The sequence below is a fragment of the Parasedimentitalea maritima genome (assembly GCF_005771405.1).
Classification (GTDB): Bacteria; Pseudomonadota; Alphaproteobacteria; order Rhodobacterales; family Rhodobacteraceae; genus Parasedimentitalea; species Parasedimentitalea maritima.
In genome coordinates, this window is sequence record NZ_VAUA01000007.1 from 196,892 (window position 1) to 214,113 (window position 17,222).

At 53.1% G+C, this 17,222-nt stretch carries 24 protein-coding genes; 23 read left to right on the top strand and 1 reads right to left on the bottom strand.

Translation table 11 applies throughout. The annotated features are described in order from the left end of the window. The 6 genes from FEE96_RS14940 to FEE96_RS14965 form a co-directional block, all read left to right on the top strand. On the top strand, positions 1–198 hold a 198-nt coding region (locus FEE96_RS14940; protein ID WP_484237545.1), incomplete at its 5' end, for an EF-Tu C-terminal domain-related protein. A 309-nt stretch (positions 199–507) separates the two neighbouring features. Further along, complete coding sequence (locus FEE96_RS14945; protein ID WP_138163924.1) at positions 508–996, top strand: hypothetical protein; 489 nt, start codon at positions 508–510, stop codon at positions 994–996. A 212-nt stretch (positions 997–1,208) separates the two neighbouring features. Further along, a complete protein-coding gene (gene rpsJ / locus FEE96_RS14950) occupies positions 1,209–1,523 on the top strand; it encodes a 30S ribosomal protein S10 (protein ID WP_127747095.1) in 315 nt (104 codons plus the stop codon). A gap of 18 nt (positions 1,524–1,541) precedes the next feature. Continuing rightward, on the top strand, positions 1,542–2,267 hold the full coding sequence (gene rplC / locus FEE96_RS14955; RefSeq protein ID WP_138163925.1) for a 50S ribosomal protein L3: 726 nt from the start codon (positions 1,542–1,544) through the stop codon (positions 2,265–2,267). After that, a complete protein-coding gene (gene rplD / locus FEE96_RS14960) occupies positions 2,264–2,881 on the top strand; it encodes a 50S ribosomal protein L4 (protein WP_138163926.1) in 618 nt (205 codons plus the stop codon). Before rplC ends, rplD begins: the two co-directional genes overlap by 4 nt. Next, entirely contained in the window at positions 2,878–3,174 is a 297-nt protein-coding gene (locus FEE96_RS14965) for a 50S ribosomal protein L23 (protein ID WP_127747098.1), read from the top strand. Before rplD ends, FEE96_RS14965 begins: the two co-directional genes overlap by 4 nt. 153 nt (positions 3,175–3,327) lie before the next feature. Here FEE96_RS14965 and FEE96_RS14970 read toward each other — a convergent pair whose 3' ends face one another. Next, positions 3,328–4,566 (bottom strand): PAS domain-containing protein, encoded by a 1,239-nt coding sequence (locus FEE96_RS14970; protein WP_138163927.1) that lies wholly within the window; start codon positions 4,564–4,566, stop codon positions 3,328–3,330. A gap of 315 nt (positions 4,567–4,881) precedes the next feature. Between FEE96_RS14970 and FEE96_RS14975 the strand changes: the two genes are divergently transcribed. The 17 genes from FEE96_RS14975 to rplF all read left to right on the top strand — a co-directional run bounded on the left by FEE96_RS14975 (position 4,882) and on the right by rplF (position 17,213). Next, positions 4,882–5,793 (top strand): hypothetical protein, encoded by a 912-nt coding sequence (locus FEE96_RS14975; protein ID WP_138163928.1) that lies wholly within the window; start codon positions 4,882–4,884, stop codon positions 5,791–5,793. 295 nt (positions 5,794–6,088) lie between these two features. Further along, positions 6,089–6,931: a 50S ribosomal protein L2 gene (rplB, locus tag FEE96_RS14980; protein WP_138163929.1), complete on the top strand. Its 843-nt coding sequence runs from the start codon at positions 6,089–6,091 to the stop codon at positions 6,929–6,931. A 3-nt stretch (positions 6,932–6,934) separates the two neighbouring features. Beyond that, the gene (gene rpsS, locus FEE96_RS14985; protein ID WP_138163930.1) at positions 6,935–7,213 is read left to right on the top strand and encodes a 30S ribosomal protein S19; all 279 of its coding nucleotides are present in this window, start codon (positions 6,935–6,937) and stop codon (positions 7,211–7,213) included. 3 nt (positions 7,214–7,216) lie between these two features. Further along, positions 7,217–7,597, top strand: coding sequence for a 50S ribosomal protein L22 (rplV, locus tag FEE96_RS14990; protein WP_138163931.1), 381 nt, complete (start codon positions 7,217–7,219; stop codon positions 7,595–7,597). Then, on the top strand, positions 7,597–8,304 hold the full coding sequence (gene rpsC, locus FEE96_RS14995) for a 30S ribosomal protein S3 (RefSeq protein ID WP_138163932.1): 708 nt from the start codon (positions 7,597–7,599) through the stop codon (positions 8,302–8,304). Before rplV ends, rpsC begins: the two co-directional genes overlap by 1 nt. Positions 8,305–8,318: 14 nt before the next feature. Then, positions 8,319–8,732, top strand: coding sequence for a 50S ribosomal protein L16 (gene rplP / locus FEE96_RS15000; RefSeq protein WP_138163933.1), 414 nt, complete (start codon positions 8,319–8,321; stop codon positions 8,730–8,732). A 143-nt stretch (positions 8,733–8,875) separates the two neighbouring features. Continuing rightward, positions 8,876–9,217, top strand: coding sequence for a RidA family protein (locus FEE96_RS15005; RefSeq protein ID WP_138163934.1), 342 nt, complete (start codon positions 8,876–8,878; stop codon positions 9,215–9,217). A gap of 238 nt (positions 9,218–9,455) precedes the next feature. Further along, complete coding sequence (locus FEE96_RS15010) at positions 9,456–11,855, top strand: CHASE3 domain-containing protein (RefSeq protein WP_138163935.1); 2,400 nt, start codon at positions 9,456–9,458, stop codon at positions 11,853–11,855. 104 nt (positions 11,856–11,959) lie between these two features. Beyond that, complete coding sequence (locus tag FEE96_RS15015; protein WP_138163936.1) at positions 11,960–12,580, top strand: 2OG-Fe(II) oxygenase family protein; 621 nt, start codon at positions 11,960–11,962, stop codon at positions 12,578–12,580. 1,576 nt (positions 12,581–14,156) lie between these two features. Continuing rightward, positions 14,157–14,357, top strand: coding sequence for a 50S ribosomal protein L29 (gene rpmC / locus FEE96_RS15025; RefSeq protein ID WP_138163937.1), 201 nt, complete (start codon positions 14,157–14,159; stop codon positions 14,355–14,357). A gap of 11 nt (positions 14,358–14,368) precedes the next feature. Then, a complete protein-coding gene (rpsQ, locus tag FEE96_RS15030) occupies positions 14,369–14,599 on the top strand; it encodes a 30S ribosomal protein S17 (RefSeq protein ID WP_113821508.1) in 231 nt (76 codons plus the stop codon). Positions 14,600–14,698: 99 nt separating this feature from the next. Next, positions 14,699–15,067, top strand: coding sequence for a 50S ribosomal protein L14 (gene rplN, locus FEE96_RS15035; RefSeq protein WP_138163938.1), 369 nt, complete (start codon positions 14,699–14,701; stop codon positions 15,065–15,067). A 2-nt stretch (positions 15,068–15,069) separates the two neighbouring features. Continuing rightward, positions 15,070–15,381, top strand: coding sequence for a 50S ribosomal protein L24 (gene rplX, locus FEE96_RS15040; protein ID WP_138163939.1), 312 nt, complete (start codon positions 15,070–15,072; stop codon positions 15,379–15,381). Further along, the gene (rplE, locus tag FEE96_RS15045; protein ID WP_138163940.1) at positions 15,374–15,937 is read left to right on the top strand and encodes a 50S ribosomal protein L5; all 564 of its coding nucleotides are present in this window, start codon (positions 15,374–15,376) and stop codon (positions 15,935–15,937) included. Before rplX ends, rplE begins: the two co-directional genes overlap by 8 nt. A gap of 18 nt (positions 15,938–15,955) precedes the next feature. Then, a complete protein-coding gene (rpsN, locus tag FEE96_RS15050; protein WP_138163941.1) occupies positions 15,956–16,261 on the top strand; it encodes a 30S ribosomal protein S14 in 306 nt (101 codons plus the stop codon). Between the two features lie 13 nt (positions 16,262–16,274). After that, positions 16,275–16,667, top strand: coding sequence for a 30S ribosomal protein S8 (gene rpsH / locus FEE96_RS15055; protein WP_138163942.1), 393 nt, complete (start codon positions 16,275–16,277; stop codon positions 16,665–16,667). A 12-nt stretch (positions 16,668–16,679) separates the two neighbouring features. After that, a complete protein-coding gene (gene rplF, locus FEE96_RS15060) occupies positions 16,680–17,213 on the top strand; it encodes a 50S ribosomal protein L6 (RefSeq protein ID WP_138163943.1) in 534 nt (177 codons plus the stop codon). Positions 17,214–17,222: the final 9 nt, after the last annotated feature.

A 17,222-nucleotide genomic window follows, 5' to 3' on the forward strand; every position in this document is an offset into this window, starting at 1 on the left:
CAGTTCTACTTCCGGACTACAGACGTCACTGGTACCGTTGTTCTGCCCGAGGGCACAGAAATGGTGATGCCAGGCGACAACCTGAAGTTCAACGTTGAGCTGATCGCACCAATCGCGATGGAAACAGGCCTCCGCTTCGCGATCCGCGAAGGCGGCCGCACCGTTGGTGCTGGCGTTGTGTCAAAAATCGTCGAGTAATTTGACGTAGGGTGCGTGCTCGCACGCACCATTTGCCGCGACTATGAAAGGGCTGCCCCAGGGCGGCCCTTTTACTGTTTGTGGATTAGAACTAAAACATTTCTGCAGTGTCTCGCCCGGCGAAACGTCGGGCCGCGCCTGACCTTCCCCCCGGGAAGGCGCTTTGCACCTCCCCAAGGTCAGGCGCCGTTCTCTATACCGGGCCACTATCGTACAAGCTAAAGTAAGAGGGGGGTGGTCGGTAAATTGCCTTCCAAACTAGACATGTCTATACGGATATGGCGTGGTTACAAAGTCGGGTGGAAAATATTGAGCTACGATCTTTTTGTATTTGACCCGCAATTGGCACCAAGGGACCGCGTAGCGTTTATTCAATGGTATTTGGATCAAGTCGAAAACTGGCCAATTGATTGCGACACACTGGATCAAATGACGGGGAACCTGCCTCGCTTCTATGAGTTGTTGCGGAGAGAATTTCCTCCTTTAAATGGACCAGGGGCCTATGACTGGGATCGCTCCCAAGGCCTTCCTCAATCGAAGCCTTTCTGGCGAAAGTTGGTTGGACTAGATAGGGGTGTTTTTACGGTGCGCGGAGCAGCCATCGAGGACCGTGTTACCGAGTACAATTTTGCCAAACATTCTATATACTTGAACTTCGGTTGGTCCGTTTCGAACTCGGCTTGGAGCGGCGTTTTCAATGCGGCTTGTTCTGTTGGTGTCGGATTTTTCGAAGCCAGTGCCGAGAACCCGCCAATTATATATGATAGATCTGATTTTGATAGCGTACCCGGTCGTTAACCACGGACTTTGCATCTAAAGAAGAGAGTAGCATAGTGGGCAGCCCAATTTCCCCCTTGCCACATCCCCCCAACAGGCGTATAGCGCGCAAGTTCGCTTTATGTGAATAACCCGTCGGCAGGATTCGTTCCTGCCGTTTGGGTTTGAAGAGGGCCGGTGGAATGAGCCATCGGTCGTCCTATCAACTCCTTAGCCTCGAAAGGCTATAGATAATGCAAAGCCAAAATATCCGTATTCGGCTCAAGGCGTTTGACTATCGCGTTCTGGATTCCAGCACGCAAGAGATCGTCAACACAGCCAAGCGGACCGGCGCCTCAGTTCGTGGCCCGATCCCTTTGCCGAACAAGATTGAGAAGTTCACCGTTCTGCGTGGACCTCACGTTGATAAAAAATCGCGCGACCAGTTTGAGATCCGTACTCACAAGCGTCTGCTCGACATCATTGATCCGACCCCCCAGACCGTTGACGCGCTGATGAAGCTCGACCTCGCCGCTGGTGTGGACGTCGAGATCAAGTTGCAGTCATAAGATCGGAGGGTAAAACAAATGCGCTCTGGTATTATCGCTAAAAAAGTGGGCATGACCCGCTTGTTCATGGAAGACGGCAAGCAGATTCCTGTGACCGTTCTTCAGTTGGAAAACCTGCAGGTTGTTGCGCAGCGTACAGACGAGAAGGACGGCTACACTGCTGTTCAGCTTGGTGCTGGTGCTGCTAAGGCAAAACGCACGTCTCAGGCTATGCGCGGTCACTTCGCCGCTGCAATGGTTGAGCCTAAGCGCAAAGTCGCTGAGTTCCGCGTTTCCGCTGATGCCCTGATCGAAGTCGGCGCCGAAATTTCGGCCGAGCACTATCTGACAGGTCAAAAAGTTGACGTTTCCGGTACCTCGATTGGTAAAGGTTTCCAGGGTGCTATGAAGCGCTGGAACTTTGGTGGTCTGCGCGCGACACACGGTGTGTCTATCTCGCACCGTTCGCACGGTTCCACAGGTCAGTGTCAGGATCCCGGTAAGGTTTTCAAAGGCAAGAAGATGGCCGGTCACATGGGTGCTGCCCGTGTAACCACACAGAACCTGGAAGTCGTCAAAACTGACGCCGACCGTGGTCTGGTCTTCATCAAAGGCGCCGTTCCTGGCTCCAAAGGTGGTTGGGTCACTGTCAAAGACGCTGTTAAGAAGAAGGCCCCTGAGGGTCTGCCTTTCCCAGCAGGTCTGAAATCGGCAGCTGCCGAAGCTCCAGCAGAATCCGTTTCTGCGGAAGGTGGTGAAGCATGAAACTTGATGTAATCAATCTAGACGGCAGCACTGCCGGCAACATCGAGCTGGATGCCGCACTGTTCGGTCTCGAAGCACGCGCCGACATTCTGCACCGTGTGGTTCGCTGGCAGCGTAACAACGCGCAGGCCGGTACCCACAAGGTAAAGACCCGTTCGGAAGTGAACTACTCGACCAAGAAGATCTATCGTCAGAAAGGTACTGGCGGCGCGCGTCACGGTGCACGTTCTGCTCCGATCTTCCGCGGTGGTGGTGTTTACAAAGGTCCGGTTGTCCGTTCGCACGGCCACGAGCTGACCAAGAAGTTCCGTAAGCTGGGTCTGCGTCACGCACTGTCTGCCAAAATGGCTGCTGGTGAGCTGGTTGTGATCGATAACGCTGACACTGACGGCAAGACTGCTGCTCTGGCTAAACAGGTTGCTAACCTGGGCTGGAAACGCGCTCTGGTCATCGACGGCGCGACAGCCAACGAAGGCTTCCTGAAAGCTGCCAAAAACATCGAAGGTCTGGATATCCTGCCGTCGATGGGCGCAAACGTCTATGATATCCTCAAGCGTGACACTCTGGTGATCACCAAGGCAGGTATCGAAGCATTGGAGGCTCGCCTGAAATGAGCGCTAAAGCAGAACACTACGACGTAATCCGCAAGCCGATCATCACTGAAAAAGCCACCATGGCGTCCGAAAATGGCGCGGTTGTTTTTGAAGTTGCGATCGACAGCAACAAGCCAACCATCAAAGCCGCCGTTGAGGCGCTGTTTGGTGTGAAGGTTAAGGCTGTGAACACAAGCATCACTAAAGGTAAAGTGAAGCGGTTCCGCGGTGGCCTGGGCCGTCGCAAGGACGTCAAAAAGGCCTATGTTACCCTCGAAGAAGGTAACACAATCGACGTGTCCACTGGACTCTAAGATTGCTTGGATGAATTGAGAAAGGCCCTCGCTGTAAAGCGGGGGCCTTTTTCGTTTCTGGGCGGCTAGCGCGCGTGAGGCTTGGTGCCCTTTGGAGAGCGGCCACGATGCGCAGGTTGCACATCGCGGCCAGTGCTATGACTTCAACCTCTTTTACTCAGCTGGGTCTGCATCGAATTCGTGAGAGCTGATCTCATTGCTGAGAGCAACGATATTGTCCAGTTTTTCAGAGATGCGCGCCTGAAAAGCGCCAAGCTGATCGATGATGTCCGTTAACGTCTCTCCGGCCTCAGGCACGCGCGCGCTTTCGATTTTACACAATACGCGCGTTGAGCTAAGGCCAAGAAGGTGACGTTGCATAATACCGCAGGCATGTAAAATCCGTTCAGCTTCGGTTTTTACAACCCGTAGGTTGGCAAAGGCCTCGGTGTTGCGATCTTTGGATACCCTGTTCAGGATTTCACGTTCCGCATCTATATTCTCAGCGCCGTGGCCACGGCCTTCGCTTGTAAACTGATCCACGCACTCCCGCATGACTGCGGACAGGCAGCCGGTATACAGACAATTGTTGACGGCCCCTTTGATGCTGGAAAAGTTGCTCTTTTCTCCGACGACATGCTCGGCAAACCAATCCGACATGCTCTGTGACATGATGCCATAGTTTTGCGACAAGACTGTCACTGGCCCACCTGCGGGTTCGATGCGCGACGCAATGACCCGCAAGTTGTGCGGAATTGTGCGCATGGCTTCAAATTCCTGAATCAAACCTTCGCTCTGCTGCTTCAGTGTATCCGCCTTGTCCAGCATACTGCGCATTGCGACAATTGACGGGTCCTGTTTCTGCCGTAGTCCGGTGCTACGTGCCAGCAGCTCTGTACTTGCTGTGTGGGCAGCAAAATGGTGATATTTTTCAAAGCCAAGCTCTTTCAGCCGGGCCAAAAAGCGCTTACCGCTGGCTTCTGGAGTAAGGTTTTCAAGCTGTTCAGCTTCCAGGAGCGCCGCGTATTCTGACTGAATGGTTGCCAGCCAGGGGCTGCTGGGTTTGAAGCGGGCTGAGATGTAACCGCCCTTGCAGGGAACAACCATGGCATAGACCCAGTAGTTGAGCCCGTCCTTTGCTTTGTTTTGCACATAGGCGCCCATGCTGCGACCACGCTTGATCGTGTCCCAAAGCAGCCAGAATACGCCCTTTGGCATTTCAGGATGGCGAATTCTTTTGTGCGGGGCCCCAATGAGCTCATTCCACTCATATCCCGAAACACGACCAAAGATATTGTTCCCCGCCTGGATCACGCCGCGCTCATCCGTCCTGGAAAAAAAGCACTCGTGTAGCTCAAACGGTGCTTCGCCGGTGGCTGGACGGTTTTCGATTGTTCGGTCAATGAATGACATGTGAAATCCCACTTACTCAAATTGCTTCGGATTCAGAAAATCAGAACTATTCAAGTGTCTATTCGCGTTAGTTTTACGAAAGCTTTATGACGCAGAAATATTTCTTTGCAGATTAGGAATGTGATTATAGCGAACGGCAGGAGGGTAGCAGGAGGCCTCATGAGAGGCTGTTTTGGGCTTCGCATGCCGGCCCTCTGGCATGAGGCGCGCCCAGCGAGAAACAAAGGCGTAACCCGCCGCACCAGCGTCTGACAGCTTGCTATTCTTTGGGTTGTGCCAGTAGATTTAGCGAAGTTTTGAGAGATAGGACGGCAAATGAATTTTTTCGCCTCGATTTTTAATCGTACAAACCTAATAGCAAGTGGCTTCGGTGGCGCGTGCAGCGTCGTTGGTCTTCTTGTGGCACTTAATCAAGGTAGTATTGACAAAGCGGTTTCTGAAAATGTCGCCATAACGTCATTGAAGGAACAGTTAACAGCGCAACAAAGACAATTGGATGTGTTTGAGCGACGTCAAAGTGCTGCATTGGGCGAAGTTAAGAAAGAACAGGAGCTGTTACGGAGGGAGGCGTTGGTTTACGGCAGTGAACGAAATAAGATGGCGGTGCAGGAACTTAATGACCGGTTCGATGCGTTGGCGGTAAAAATTGAGACGCTGCCCAAAGTCGCTGGAGGTGGTGTAGATCCTATCGCGCTTGGTAAGGCCGTTGAGCAAGTCAAACTGGATTTGACAATAGAGTTTCAAAGGTGGCTTGCTGAGATGCCTGTGTCTGGGAATGCCGGAATTTCGGAGAGTGACGTCCAGCTTTTGCTTGGAAATGTTCGGGCGGAGCTGATGACTTCAGTTTCTTCAGCAATAGAGGCGAAATTTTCATCGCTTTCTCGCGCGGTTGGAGATGGGGTGCCTATAGCAACTAAACGACGTATCCACTTTGTAGAAAAGGACTGCGTCTATCTTCAGTCAATGCCAAAACAGTTCACTCAGAAATTCAGGCGGGGACAAGAGTTTTGCTGGGAACCTTCTCAACTTTGGTTTGAGATAACCAAAGTTGATTCCTACAGGTTCTATTTCCGTTATGTGGGTGGTGGCTCTTATGATTGCTACTATGAGCACGCTTGCTATATCGGTTCGGAGGAAGACGGTACGCGTTATAAAGTTCGAGTAGAGCAAATATATGAAAAAGACGCGATAGTTTTCGCCGAGGTCAACTTTTTGAAAATTGACTAAACAACAGCAAGTGACATCTATCCTGCAGATGTACCGTTTTTTGGTGAGTTGTCGTCTCGTTAGTGCTTGTCTCCCCATTGCCACCCCCCCCAAACCCTGCTACGTCGCTCCAATCATCTAGCCTCGGATTCGCTCCGGGGCTGTTGATTTTTGGATGGGGACCTTCGGGGCCTTATATCGATGGCCACCTCAGTAGTTGGGTTTCTGATGAAACGTTGCGAGCAGGGGGCTGAACATAGTCCAGGATGCCGGGAAAACTCGGTGCTTGGACACTGCTAAACGGAAGACAGAAAGCATGGCACTCAAGTCGTATAAACCGACGACGCCGGGCCAGCGTGGGCTGGTTCTGATCGACCGTTCGGAGCTTTGGAAAGGACGTCCCGTCAAGTCTCTCACTGAGGGTTTGACGAAATCGGGCGGCCGGAACAACACCGGACGGATTACCTCGCGCCGCCGTGGTGGCGGGGCAAAGCGCCTCTACCGGATCGTTGACTTTAAGCGTAACAAATTTGATGTTGCGGCGACCGTCGAGCGGATCGAATATGACCCGAACCGGACCGCATTCATCGCGCTGATCAAATATGAAGATGGCGAACAGAACTATATCTTGGCTCCACAGCGTCTTGCTGTTGGTGATCAGGTTATCGCCTCTGCTAAGGCCGACATCAAGCCGGGCAACACAATGCCATTCTCGGGCATGCCAATCGGTACCATCATTCACAACATCGAAATGAAGCCAGGCAAAGGCGGCCAGATCGCCCGTGCAGCTGGTACATATGCTCAGTTCGTTGGTCGTGACGGTGGCTACGCTCAGATCCGTTTGTCTTCGGGCGAACTGCGTCTGGTGCGTCAGGAATGTCTGGCAACAGTTGGTGCGGTGTCGAACCCCGACAACTCGAACCAGAACTTTGGTAAAGCTGGCCGTATGCGTCACAAGGGCGTTCGTCCCTCTGTGCGTGGTGTGGTCATGAACCCGGTCGACCACCCACACGGTGGTGGTGAAGGCCGGACTTCGGGTGGTCGTCACCCAGTGACCCCTTGGGGTAAGCCTACCAAAGGTGCTCGGACCCGTAACAAGAACAAAGCGTCAAGCAAGCTGATCATCCGCTCGCGTCACGCCAAGAAGAAGGGACGTTAATCTATGTCTCGCTCTGTATGGAAAGGCCCTTTTGTTGACGCTTATGTCCTCAAGAAGGCCGAAGCTGCTCGTGATTCGGGCCGCAAAGAAGTGATCAAGATCTGGTCGCGCCGTTCCACCATTCTGCCCCAGTTTGTGGGTCTGACCTTTGGTGTTTATAACGGTCGCAAGCATATCCCTGTGAACGTCTCGGAAGACATGATCGGTCAGAAGTTTGGTGAATATTCGCCAACTCGTACTTATCACGGTCACGCTGCTGACAAAAAAGCGAAGCGGAAATAAGTCATGGGTAAGGAAAAAAACCCCCGCCGCGTGGCAGACAACGAAGCAATGGCAAAACTGCGCATGCTCCGTACCAGCCCTCAGAAACTGAATCTGGTTGCTGGTCTGATCCGTGGCAAGAAAGTTGATAAGGCTCTGACCGAACTGACTTTCTCGAACAAGCGTGTTGCTCAGGACGTGAAAAAATGTCTTCAGTCGGCGATTGCCAATGCTGAAAACAACCACAACCTGGACGTAGACGAGCTGGTCGTCGCCGAGGCCTATGTGGGCAAAAACATGACTCTGAAGCGCGGTCGCCCGCGTGCTCGTGGTCGTTTCGGCAAGATCTTGAAGCCGTTTGCTGAGATCACCATCCTGGTGCGTCAAGTTGAGGAGCAGTCCTAATGGGTAATAAAGTCAATCCAATTGGCATGCGCCTCCAGGTCAACCGCACCTGGGACAGCCGCTGGTATGCTGACACCAAAGATTTCGGCGATCTTCTTCTGGAAGACCTGAAAATCCGCGACTTCATCAAAGAAGAGTGTAAGCAGGCTGGTATCTCTCGTGTGATCATCGAACGTCCGCACAAAAAGTGCCGCGTTACGATCCACACTGCGCGTCCTGGCGTCATCATCGGCAAAAAAGGTGCAGACATCGAAACTCTGCGCAAGAAAATTGCCAGCATGACCGATAGCGAACTGCACCTGAACATCGTTGAAGTCCGCAAGCCGGAACTCGATGCTGCTCTGGTTGGTGAGTCCATCGCACAGCAGCTGGAGCGCCGGGTGTCTTTCCGTCGCGCCATGAAGCGTTCGGTGCAGAACGCGATGCGCATGGGCGCCCTGGGTATCCGGGTCAACCTTGCGGGTCGTTTGGGTGGAGCAGAAATCGCGCGTACCGAATGGTACCGTGAGGGCCGCGTGCCTCTGCACACACTGCGTGCCGACATCGATTACGCACACGTCGAAGCAAAAACTGCTTATGGTATCATCGGGATCAAGACTTGGATCTTCAAAGGTGAGATCATGGAGCACGATCCGCAGGCACGTGACCGTAAAGCACAGGAACTCCAGGACGGCCCAGCACCTCGCGGTGCAGGCGGTCGTCGCTAAGGGGAACATGACAAATGCTTCAACCAAAGCGTACTAAATTCCGGAAGATGCACAAAGGCCGGATCAAGGGTGAAACCAAAGGTGGATCCGATCTGAACTTTGGCACTTTCGGCCTGAAAGCACTGCAGCCTGAGCGTATCACTGCACGTCAAATCGAAGCGGCTCGCCGCGCGATGACACGTCACATGAAACGTCAGGGCCGTGTTTGGATCCGTATCTTCCCGGACACTCCAGTGACCTCGAAGCCTACCGAAGTCCGTATGGGTAAAGGTAAGGGTTCCGTAGATTTCTGGGCAGCCAAGGTTCGTCCTGGCCGCGTCTTGTTCGAAATCGACGGTGTTGACGATGTTGTTGCACGCGAGGCCCTGCGCCTGGCAGCGATGAAATTGCCAATCAAAACACGCGTCGTGGTTCGCGAAGACTGGTAAGCTCTTACCGATCTGAAAATTTAGAAGCCCCTGCTGATTTTTCAGCGGGGGCTTTTTCTGTTGCTGGAGTAAAAAAATGTTGAAGCGCAGGCCGAACAGGGGCACCTGCAGTCAACAGAAACCAACACCGCAAGGAGAGTGTCATGATTGAACGCATCGAAACCGGGGTCCGATCCTCAAAAATCGTCAAACACAATGGCGTTGCTTATATCACCGGCCAAGTGGGCGAGGGGGCAACAATTCAGGAACAGACCGAAGAATGTCTGCGTCGGCTAGAGGCTCTATTGATTCAGGCCGGATCGTCGAGATCGCAAATGCTGCGCGCAACAATCTGGCTGGCGGATATGAGCGATTTCGCCGGTTTGAATGAAGTCTGGAATGCCTGGGTTCCCGAAGGCGATGCGCCTGCACGCGCTTGTGGTGAGGCAAAACTGGCGAGAGCGGAGCTGAAAGTCGAAATAATTGTGGATGCTGCTTACGACTAACGACCCAGCACATTTGCCTAAGTACTGGCCCCCGCTCATTATTTGGCGGGGGCCTTTTGGATTACATGGGGCAGTTATACGGCCGAGCCTTTGCATCGTTGCTGGAGTTTCCACGGCACAAACGATGATTTTTACCAATATGCCGCAGGTTGAGGGCTGCCAATACCGCATCACTGCACGGGATATTAAGTTTCATGTGGTCTAGCTCAGGAAACCTATTCCAAAGAGGATCCTGGAAATGACCATTAAAGCAAAGAAGTTACCTCGACGCTTTTCGCTTACGAATCTGAAAACTAAGTCCAAAGTTATTTCGGTGGCTCTATTTCCTTTGATCTTGATCGCTGCCGTTGGGGTCATCACGATGATCAACCTGGCACGGATGGAAGAATCTTCGCGTCTGGTTGACCACACTCAGATTGTTCTGGGGGAGTCGCGGTCCATCATTGCCTCGGCAGTTGATATGGAAACCGGCCTGCGTGGATATCTTCTTGCTGGGAAAGACGCGTTTTTGGATCCCTATAATATCGGACAAGCCCAGGCCTATGAAACACTGGCCAGCTTGCGGGAAACGGTGAGTGATAATCCTCGTCAGGTTACTCGGCTGGAGGAAGCCGAGGCAGCCCTAAGAGGCTGGCAAACTGAGGTGGCAGAACAGGCAATCGCACTGCGTCGTGATATCGGTGATGCACTGACAATGAACGACATGGCCGCCGAAGTTAAGCAAGCCAAGGGTAAGGTGTTCTTTGATGATTTCAGGATCCGGATCACCAGCTTTATCGAGGCGGAACAGGCATTGCTGGCAACACGGAAAGAAAAAATAGATGGCATCATCAATAGCCCGTTTATTAACGCTGTTGCTATTTCCGAAGGTCTTGAGCGGGTCGAGCATACATACTCTGTGATCGAGACGGCAAAAGATGTCTTGGCTGCTGCAGTGGACATGGAAACCGGGATGCGTGGGTTCCTGCTGTCCGGTGATGAAGCTTTCTTGACTCCATATACTGCTGGCATTGCCCGGATGGAAAAACTGGTGGGCGAACTTGCTGAAACAGTAAGCGACAACCCGGAACAGGTTCAGCGCATAACAGGCGCGGGTGAGCTTATTTCCGAATGGCGCAGCACAGTTGTAGAACCTACACTCGACATGCGCCGCGAAATTGGCGATGCGCAGACCATGGATGATATGGCTGATCTGGTGGCTGAGGGACGCGGGAAAACATACTTTGATGGGTTCCGTGGAATCATGGCTGATTTCCAAGCTGAAGAGCAGGGGCTGATGGACACGCGCCGGGCTGCAAGCGAGCAGACATCAGCGACGACCAAAACCTTGATCCCAAGCGCAATTGGAGTGGCGATCGTTATTGGCGCCATGCTGGCATTCGTCATCGGCTCAAGCATTGCCAAGGCAATCAAGAACATCACGGTGTCCATGCGTGGTCTGGCTGATGGTAACAATGCCGTTGAAATTAGGGGTCAGAGCCGCGGCGACGAGGTTGGCGAAATGGCGCGAGCTCTCGAAGTGTTCCGCGATTCACTGGTTGAGATGCAGGAAGCAGAGCAGAGGAAGGCCGAGGGCCGTGACGCAGAACTGGGGCAAATGGTCAAAGAACTCAGCAATCGCTTGTCGCTGCTGTCTCAGGGCAAACTGACCGTACAAATTCAAGAGAACTTCCCTGAAGGCTATGAACAGCTCCGTGAGGACTTCAACACAACCGTCTCTAACTTGCACGGCATCGTAGAACAGGTTGTTGAAACCTCTGGCAGCATTCGCAGTGGTGCAGATGAGATCAGCCATGCCTCTGATGATCTGTCGCAGCGTACAGAAAGCCAGGCCGCAACACTCGAGCAAACAGCCGCCGCATTGGATGAGCTGACAGCATCTGTGAAGTCAGCAGCTGAGGGCGCCCGTCATGTCGAAACGACTATGGGTGATGCAGGCACCGAAGCGGAACGCAGCGGTGAAGTTGTGCAAAATGCTGTGGCTGCGATGACTGAGATTGAAAACTCTTCTCGTCATATCTCTCAGATTATCTCGGTGATTGATGACATCGCGTTCCAGACTAACCTTTTGGCCCTGAATGCCGGGGTTGAGGCTGCGCGGGCTGGTGAAGCAGGTCGTGGGTTTGCGGTGGTCGCCAGCGAAGTTCGCGCTCTGGCGCAACGTTCTTCGGATGCCGCGATGGAGATCAAGACGCTGATTGATGACAGCTCCAAGCAGGTGGATCGGGGAGTTGAACTGGTCGGTAATGCTGGTTCGGCCCTAGGCAGCATTGTGACGCAGGTCGGTCACATTACCACGCTGGTGTCTGAAATCGCCGAAGGCGCATCTGAGCAGTCTACGGGTCTCAATGAGATCAACATCGGCATGACGCAGCTGGATCAGGTGACACAGCAAAATGCGGCCATGGTGGAAGAGGCAACCGCAGCGGGTCATTTGTTGAAATCCGATGCGACCAAGCTTGCCCAGTTGATGGAGCACTTTGAAACTTCTGGGCATAGTACCGCAAACACCAGCCCGGTCGCGGCAATGCCATCCGCGCATGGGACTGGTGATCTGGATGACGATTGGTCCATGGATGCCGGACCTGAAGCTGCCGCAACAGGCACCGAAGGCAAAGCCGTTTGGCAGGATTTCTGATCTTACTATGGTGGCCCCTGAATTTGGGACCACCAGCCCAACAGGGCTGATATCCCTCAACGCGACCTCTCGCCCTATGCGGTGACCTGAGGTATGACGTTGGCATGTCACACATTGAATCGCTTTTCGCCACCCGCCTGTACCGCGCCGCCCTGTCTGAACACGGGGTCAAGATCGACGCGGATGAATTAGAAAACTCCTGCATTGTCATCGCCAATGATGACGAAGCCGGTCAGGACTGGTGCGAGGAAAACGCCTATCCCGGCTATACCTCTTATGCTTCGCTGACCGATCTGCCCTGGCGCTTCCCGATCTTTGCCGATCTGGTCAAAGTGCTGGATCAGCACGTCGCCGAGTTTGCCAAGGATCTGCAGTTCGACCTGGACGGCCGCGCTTTGGTACTCGAAGATCTGTGGATCAACATCCTGCCCGAGGGCGGCATGCACGCCAGCCACATCCATCCACATTCCGTCATCAGCGGCACCACCTATGTTGCCATGCCAGAGGATACCAGCGCGCTGAAACTGGAAGATCCCCGGTCTGCAATGATGATGGCCTCGCCCATCCGCACCAAAGACGCCCGCCGCGAGCTGCAACCGTTTATCTACATGAAGCCCGATGTCGGCGATGTATTGCTGTGGGAAAGCTGGCTGCGCCACGAGGTGCCGATGAACATGTCCGAAGATGATCGGATTTCGGTAAGCTTTAACTATCGATGGGAGTGAGGCCTGTCGACATTCAAAGAGAAAGGGTCTGTTCTGTAATGTCAATTCAAGACTACGTGCCTCTCCAGTTGGAAGAAGGCGAGCAGGTTGTTCAGACTATTCGTGGCCGTGTTTCACCGAGCATTTCAGATCTTACACTGATAGTCCTGTTCTCTCCAACTCTCATGCTTGTCATTTGGTTGTCTTTGCACCGTTTGTTTCGTCCTGTGAATTATATCCTCACGACAAGGCGTGTTCTTGTCATGGAACCTCAGAGCGTCGTCGATGAGATGGCCATAAAAGACATTCAACGTATCAGAACGCTGCGCAACGCTATGATGATACAGAGCTCTTCTGGCCCCCTTTGGCTGTCAAGGCTGTCAAGGCTGCCAGATGCCTGGCAGTTCGAAGCGACATTGGAGAAGGTAAGGAAGCTCAATTAGAGGGTATGCTACGAGCGGCACATCAGGGCCGAACCAATTTGAAAATCACGAGCTTGGTGATTTAATTGAGGAATTCACCACAATGATCGGGTCACGTCCTGCGCAAGACACTACACTGGAAGAAGAGCTGCTGTTCCATCTCAAGGGTTGGTTCAAGCAAGGTAAGGTTTTGTGGGTATTGGGGGTTTAGAGTTCTATGATCAGCAACGACAACTCAACTTTGATTGCCGCTTTGGACAAACTCGCAGCTACTCTTCGGGCAAGCGGGGGAGATTTCTGGGCAATAGAGCTGAAAGAGGCGATTGAGGAACTGGAGAGTTCCCCAAGTCAGGGCCTGCGGCGTACAAAGCGGTTATCTGAACACATGTCTGCAAAGCAATCCTTGACCCATGGGGCTAACAGTTTCACAAACCGGAGTATCTCCGAGCAAGTACAGAGGCTTGAAGATATCCTGCGGGGGTAGCTGTTTGCCGTGCCCTCTAGGCTTCATCGCCCAAGCTGGATTCAGAATACAGACAGAAGCAATTCGTTTCGGAGAAGTACCATCGACTACGCAAAATTGACCCGATTGGCTGAATCGGTCCGTAAAGAAGGACCTCTCCTTGTTGAGGCCCTCAAATATGAGCGGGATTTCCGCAATAGAAACAGCGAAGAGTTATCTCCGGCTGCGAAACAGTTCTGGTCTCGGGTGGGATTGGGTAAAGTTAATCAGCTGTTTCAAGTTCTGGACGATTTGGGGGATTTCCAGTGGCGCTATTGTCAGCCTCGAGCGCTGCTTAAGCTAGGCCATAACCCCGGTCCGGACATGATCGAGGAGACAAGGTTGGCACAAGAGGTGTTGCGAGTTTTCATTCCTGATATTCCGGATGAGGTAATGACGAGCCTCTCTGGTCGATTTATGCACGACATTAGGTGATGGTTCGAACTTGCAAACGAAATGCGTAATTCGAAAGATTACTGGACTGAGTGTCCATCCCAACGTTCCCTCTTGCCCCCACCCCCACACTCCCCTATAGGGACCCATCGCTAACCCCTATTCCTATCGGAATCAGGGCAAGGTGATTCTTTTCTGCATTTCGGTGCAGGTGACATAACCCACCAGGTGCGAGGTTACCCAACAGGGGCCTTCTGGTGCTTTGGAAAGGACTTAGGCTATGAACGCCAAGGATCTTCGCGAAAAATCCGCGGATGAACTCCGCGATGAACTCGCAAACCTGAAGAAAGAAAGCTTTAACCTGCGCTTTCAACAGGCCACCGGTCAGCTGGAAAACACATCAGGTATCAAAGCGGCTCGCCGTAACGCTGCCCGTGTTAAGACCATTCTGAACCAAAAAGCTGCAGCTGCAGCTGAATAAGGAGCGACACGATGCCCAAACGTATTCTCACTGGCACCGTGACCAGCGACGCCAACGCCCAGACCGTAACTGTCTCGGTTGAACGCCGCTTCACGCACCCTGTTCTGAAGAAAACCATCCGTAAGTCCAAAAAATATCGGGCCCACGATGAGAAGAACGTTTTCAAAGTAGGTGACTCAGTTCGCATCATCGAATGCGCACCTAAGTCGAAAACGAAACGCTGGGAAGTTCTGGAAGCTTAAGAGCCTTTAGAACCCTTAACCGACAGACATCCCAGTTTGTCGAAACCCTGGGAACGCCATGGCACGCATCGCCAGTTTCCATAGGTCGGGAGAAACCAAATGATCCAGATGCAAACTAACCTGGATGTTGCTGATAACTCAGGCGCTCGCCGAGTCCAGTGCATCAAGGTTCTGGGTGGTTCTAAGCGTAAGTACGCATCCGTAGGCGACGTTATTGTCGTTTCGGTTAAAGAAGCCATCCCACGTGGTCGCGTTAAAAAGGGTGATGTCCGCAAGGCCGTCGTCGTTCGCACCGCCAAAGAAGTTCGCCGCGCAGACGGTACTGCTATTCGTTTTGATAGCAACGCTGCTGTGATCCTGAACAACGCCAATGAGCCCGTAGGTACTCGTATCTTTGGCCCAGTTGTTCGTGAACTGCGTGCCAAGAACTTCATGAAAATCATCTCGCTTGCTCCGGAGGTGCTGTAACAATGGCTGCTAAACTCCGTAAAGGTGACAAAGTCATCGTGCTGGCTGGCAAAGACAAAGGCAAAGAAGGCGTTATCGCCTCCGTTGACCCGTCTGCTGGTAAAGCTGTTGTTGAAGGTGTGAACATGGCGATCCGCCACACACGTCAGACACAGACTGACCAGGGTGGCCGTCTGCCCAAAGCACTGCCGATCCAGCTGTCAAACCTGGCATTCCTGGACGCAAATGGCAAAGCAACTCGCGTTGGCTTCCGTACCGAAGGCGACAAGAAAGTGCGTTTTGCAAAAACTACAGGGGACGTGATCGATGCTTGATAACGCTGCTTACACCCCGCGCCTGAAGACCTTCTACAAAGAGTCCGTTCGCGGCACTCTGAAAGAGGAATTCGGCTACAAGAACGAAATGATGATCCCTAAGCTGGATAAGATCGTTCTGAACATTGGTTGTGGCCGTGCCGCAGTCCGTGACAGCAAGAAGGCAAAGTCGGCTCAGGCTGATCTGACCCTGATTTCTGGCCAGAAAGCTCTGACCACTATCGCCAAGACTTCCATTGCTGGCTTCCGCGTTCGCGAAGGCATGCCAATGGGTGCCAAGGTGACACTGCGCGGCGACCGGATGTATGACTTCCTGGATCGTCTGATCACCATCGCAATGCCTCGTATCCGCGATTTCCGCGGCGTATCTGGCAAATCTTTCGACGGTCGTGGCAACTACGCCATGGGCCTGAAAGAGCACCTCGTGTTCCCAGAAATCGATTTTGATAAAATCGACGAAAACTGGGGCATGGATATTGTGATCGCTACGACCGCTTCGAATGACGCGGAAGCCAAGGCGCTGTTGAAAGCTCTCAACATGCCCTTCAATTCGTAAGCGCGGGAAGGAATAGACATGGCTAAGAAAAGCATGATCGAACGCGAGAAAAAGCGGGAACGTCTGGTAGCAAAATATGCTGCGAAACGTGCCGAGCTTAAAGAGATCGCGAGTGACCAGTCCAAGCCTATGGAAGAGCGCTTTGCTGCGCGTCTGAAATTGGCAAAATTGCCGCGCAATAGCTCGGCTACACGTTTGCACAACCGTTGCCAGCTGACCGGCCGTCCTCACGCTTACTACCGTAAGCTGAAGGTAAGCCGGATCGCGCTGCGGGACCTTGGCTCTTCGGGCCAGATCCCCGGCATGGTGAAGTCGAGCTGGTAAGGGAGAGACAGATATGAACGATCCTATCGCAGATATGCTCACCCGGATCCGTAACTCTTCGTTGCGCGGCAAATCCACAGTCTCGACCCCAGCTTCCAAGCTGCGGGCCTGGGTTCTGGACGTGCTGACTGACGAAGGTTACATCCGTGGCTACGAAGCATCCACTGGTGCAGATGGCCACCCGGCTATCGAAATCAGCCTGAAGTACTACGATGGCGAACCTGTCATTCGCGAGCTGAAGCGGGTTTCAAAACCTGGTCGTCGCGTTTACATGGGCGTCAATGACATTCCATCCGTCCGTCAGGGCCTGGGTGTGTCGATTGTCTCCACTCCTCGGGGTGTGATGTCGGACGCAAAAGCACGTGCAGCCAACGTTGGCGGCGAAGTGCTCTGCACCGTCTTCTAAGGAGGTCAATCAATGTCTCGTATTGGTAAAAAACCGGTTACGCTGCCTGCAGGTGTTACTGCATCGGTGTCCGGTCAGACCATCGAAGTTAAGGGCCCGAAAGGGACTCGTAGCTTCAAAGCCACTGACGATGTGACTCTCTCGGTCGAAGATAACGTTGTCTCCATCACGCCACGCGGCATGTCCAAACGGGCACGTCAGCAGTGGGGCATGTCCCGCACCATGGTTGCCAATCTGGTAACTGGGGTCACCACCGGCTTCAAAAAAGAGCTGGAGATCCAGGGTGTTGGTTACCGGGCACAGATGCAGGGCAACACCCTGAAGCTGAACCTGGGCCTGTCTCACGATGTGGAATACGTAGCACCTGAGGGTGTCACTGTTACCTCCCCTAAGCCAACTATCATCTTTGTCGAAGGCATTGATGACCAGGCTGTAGGTCAGGTCGCGGCGAACATCCGTGCATGGCGTAAGCCCGAGCCCTACAAGGGCAAAGGTATTCGCTACAAGGGTGAATTCGTCTTCCGCAAAGAAGGCAAGAAGAAGTAAGGACCAGCA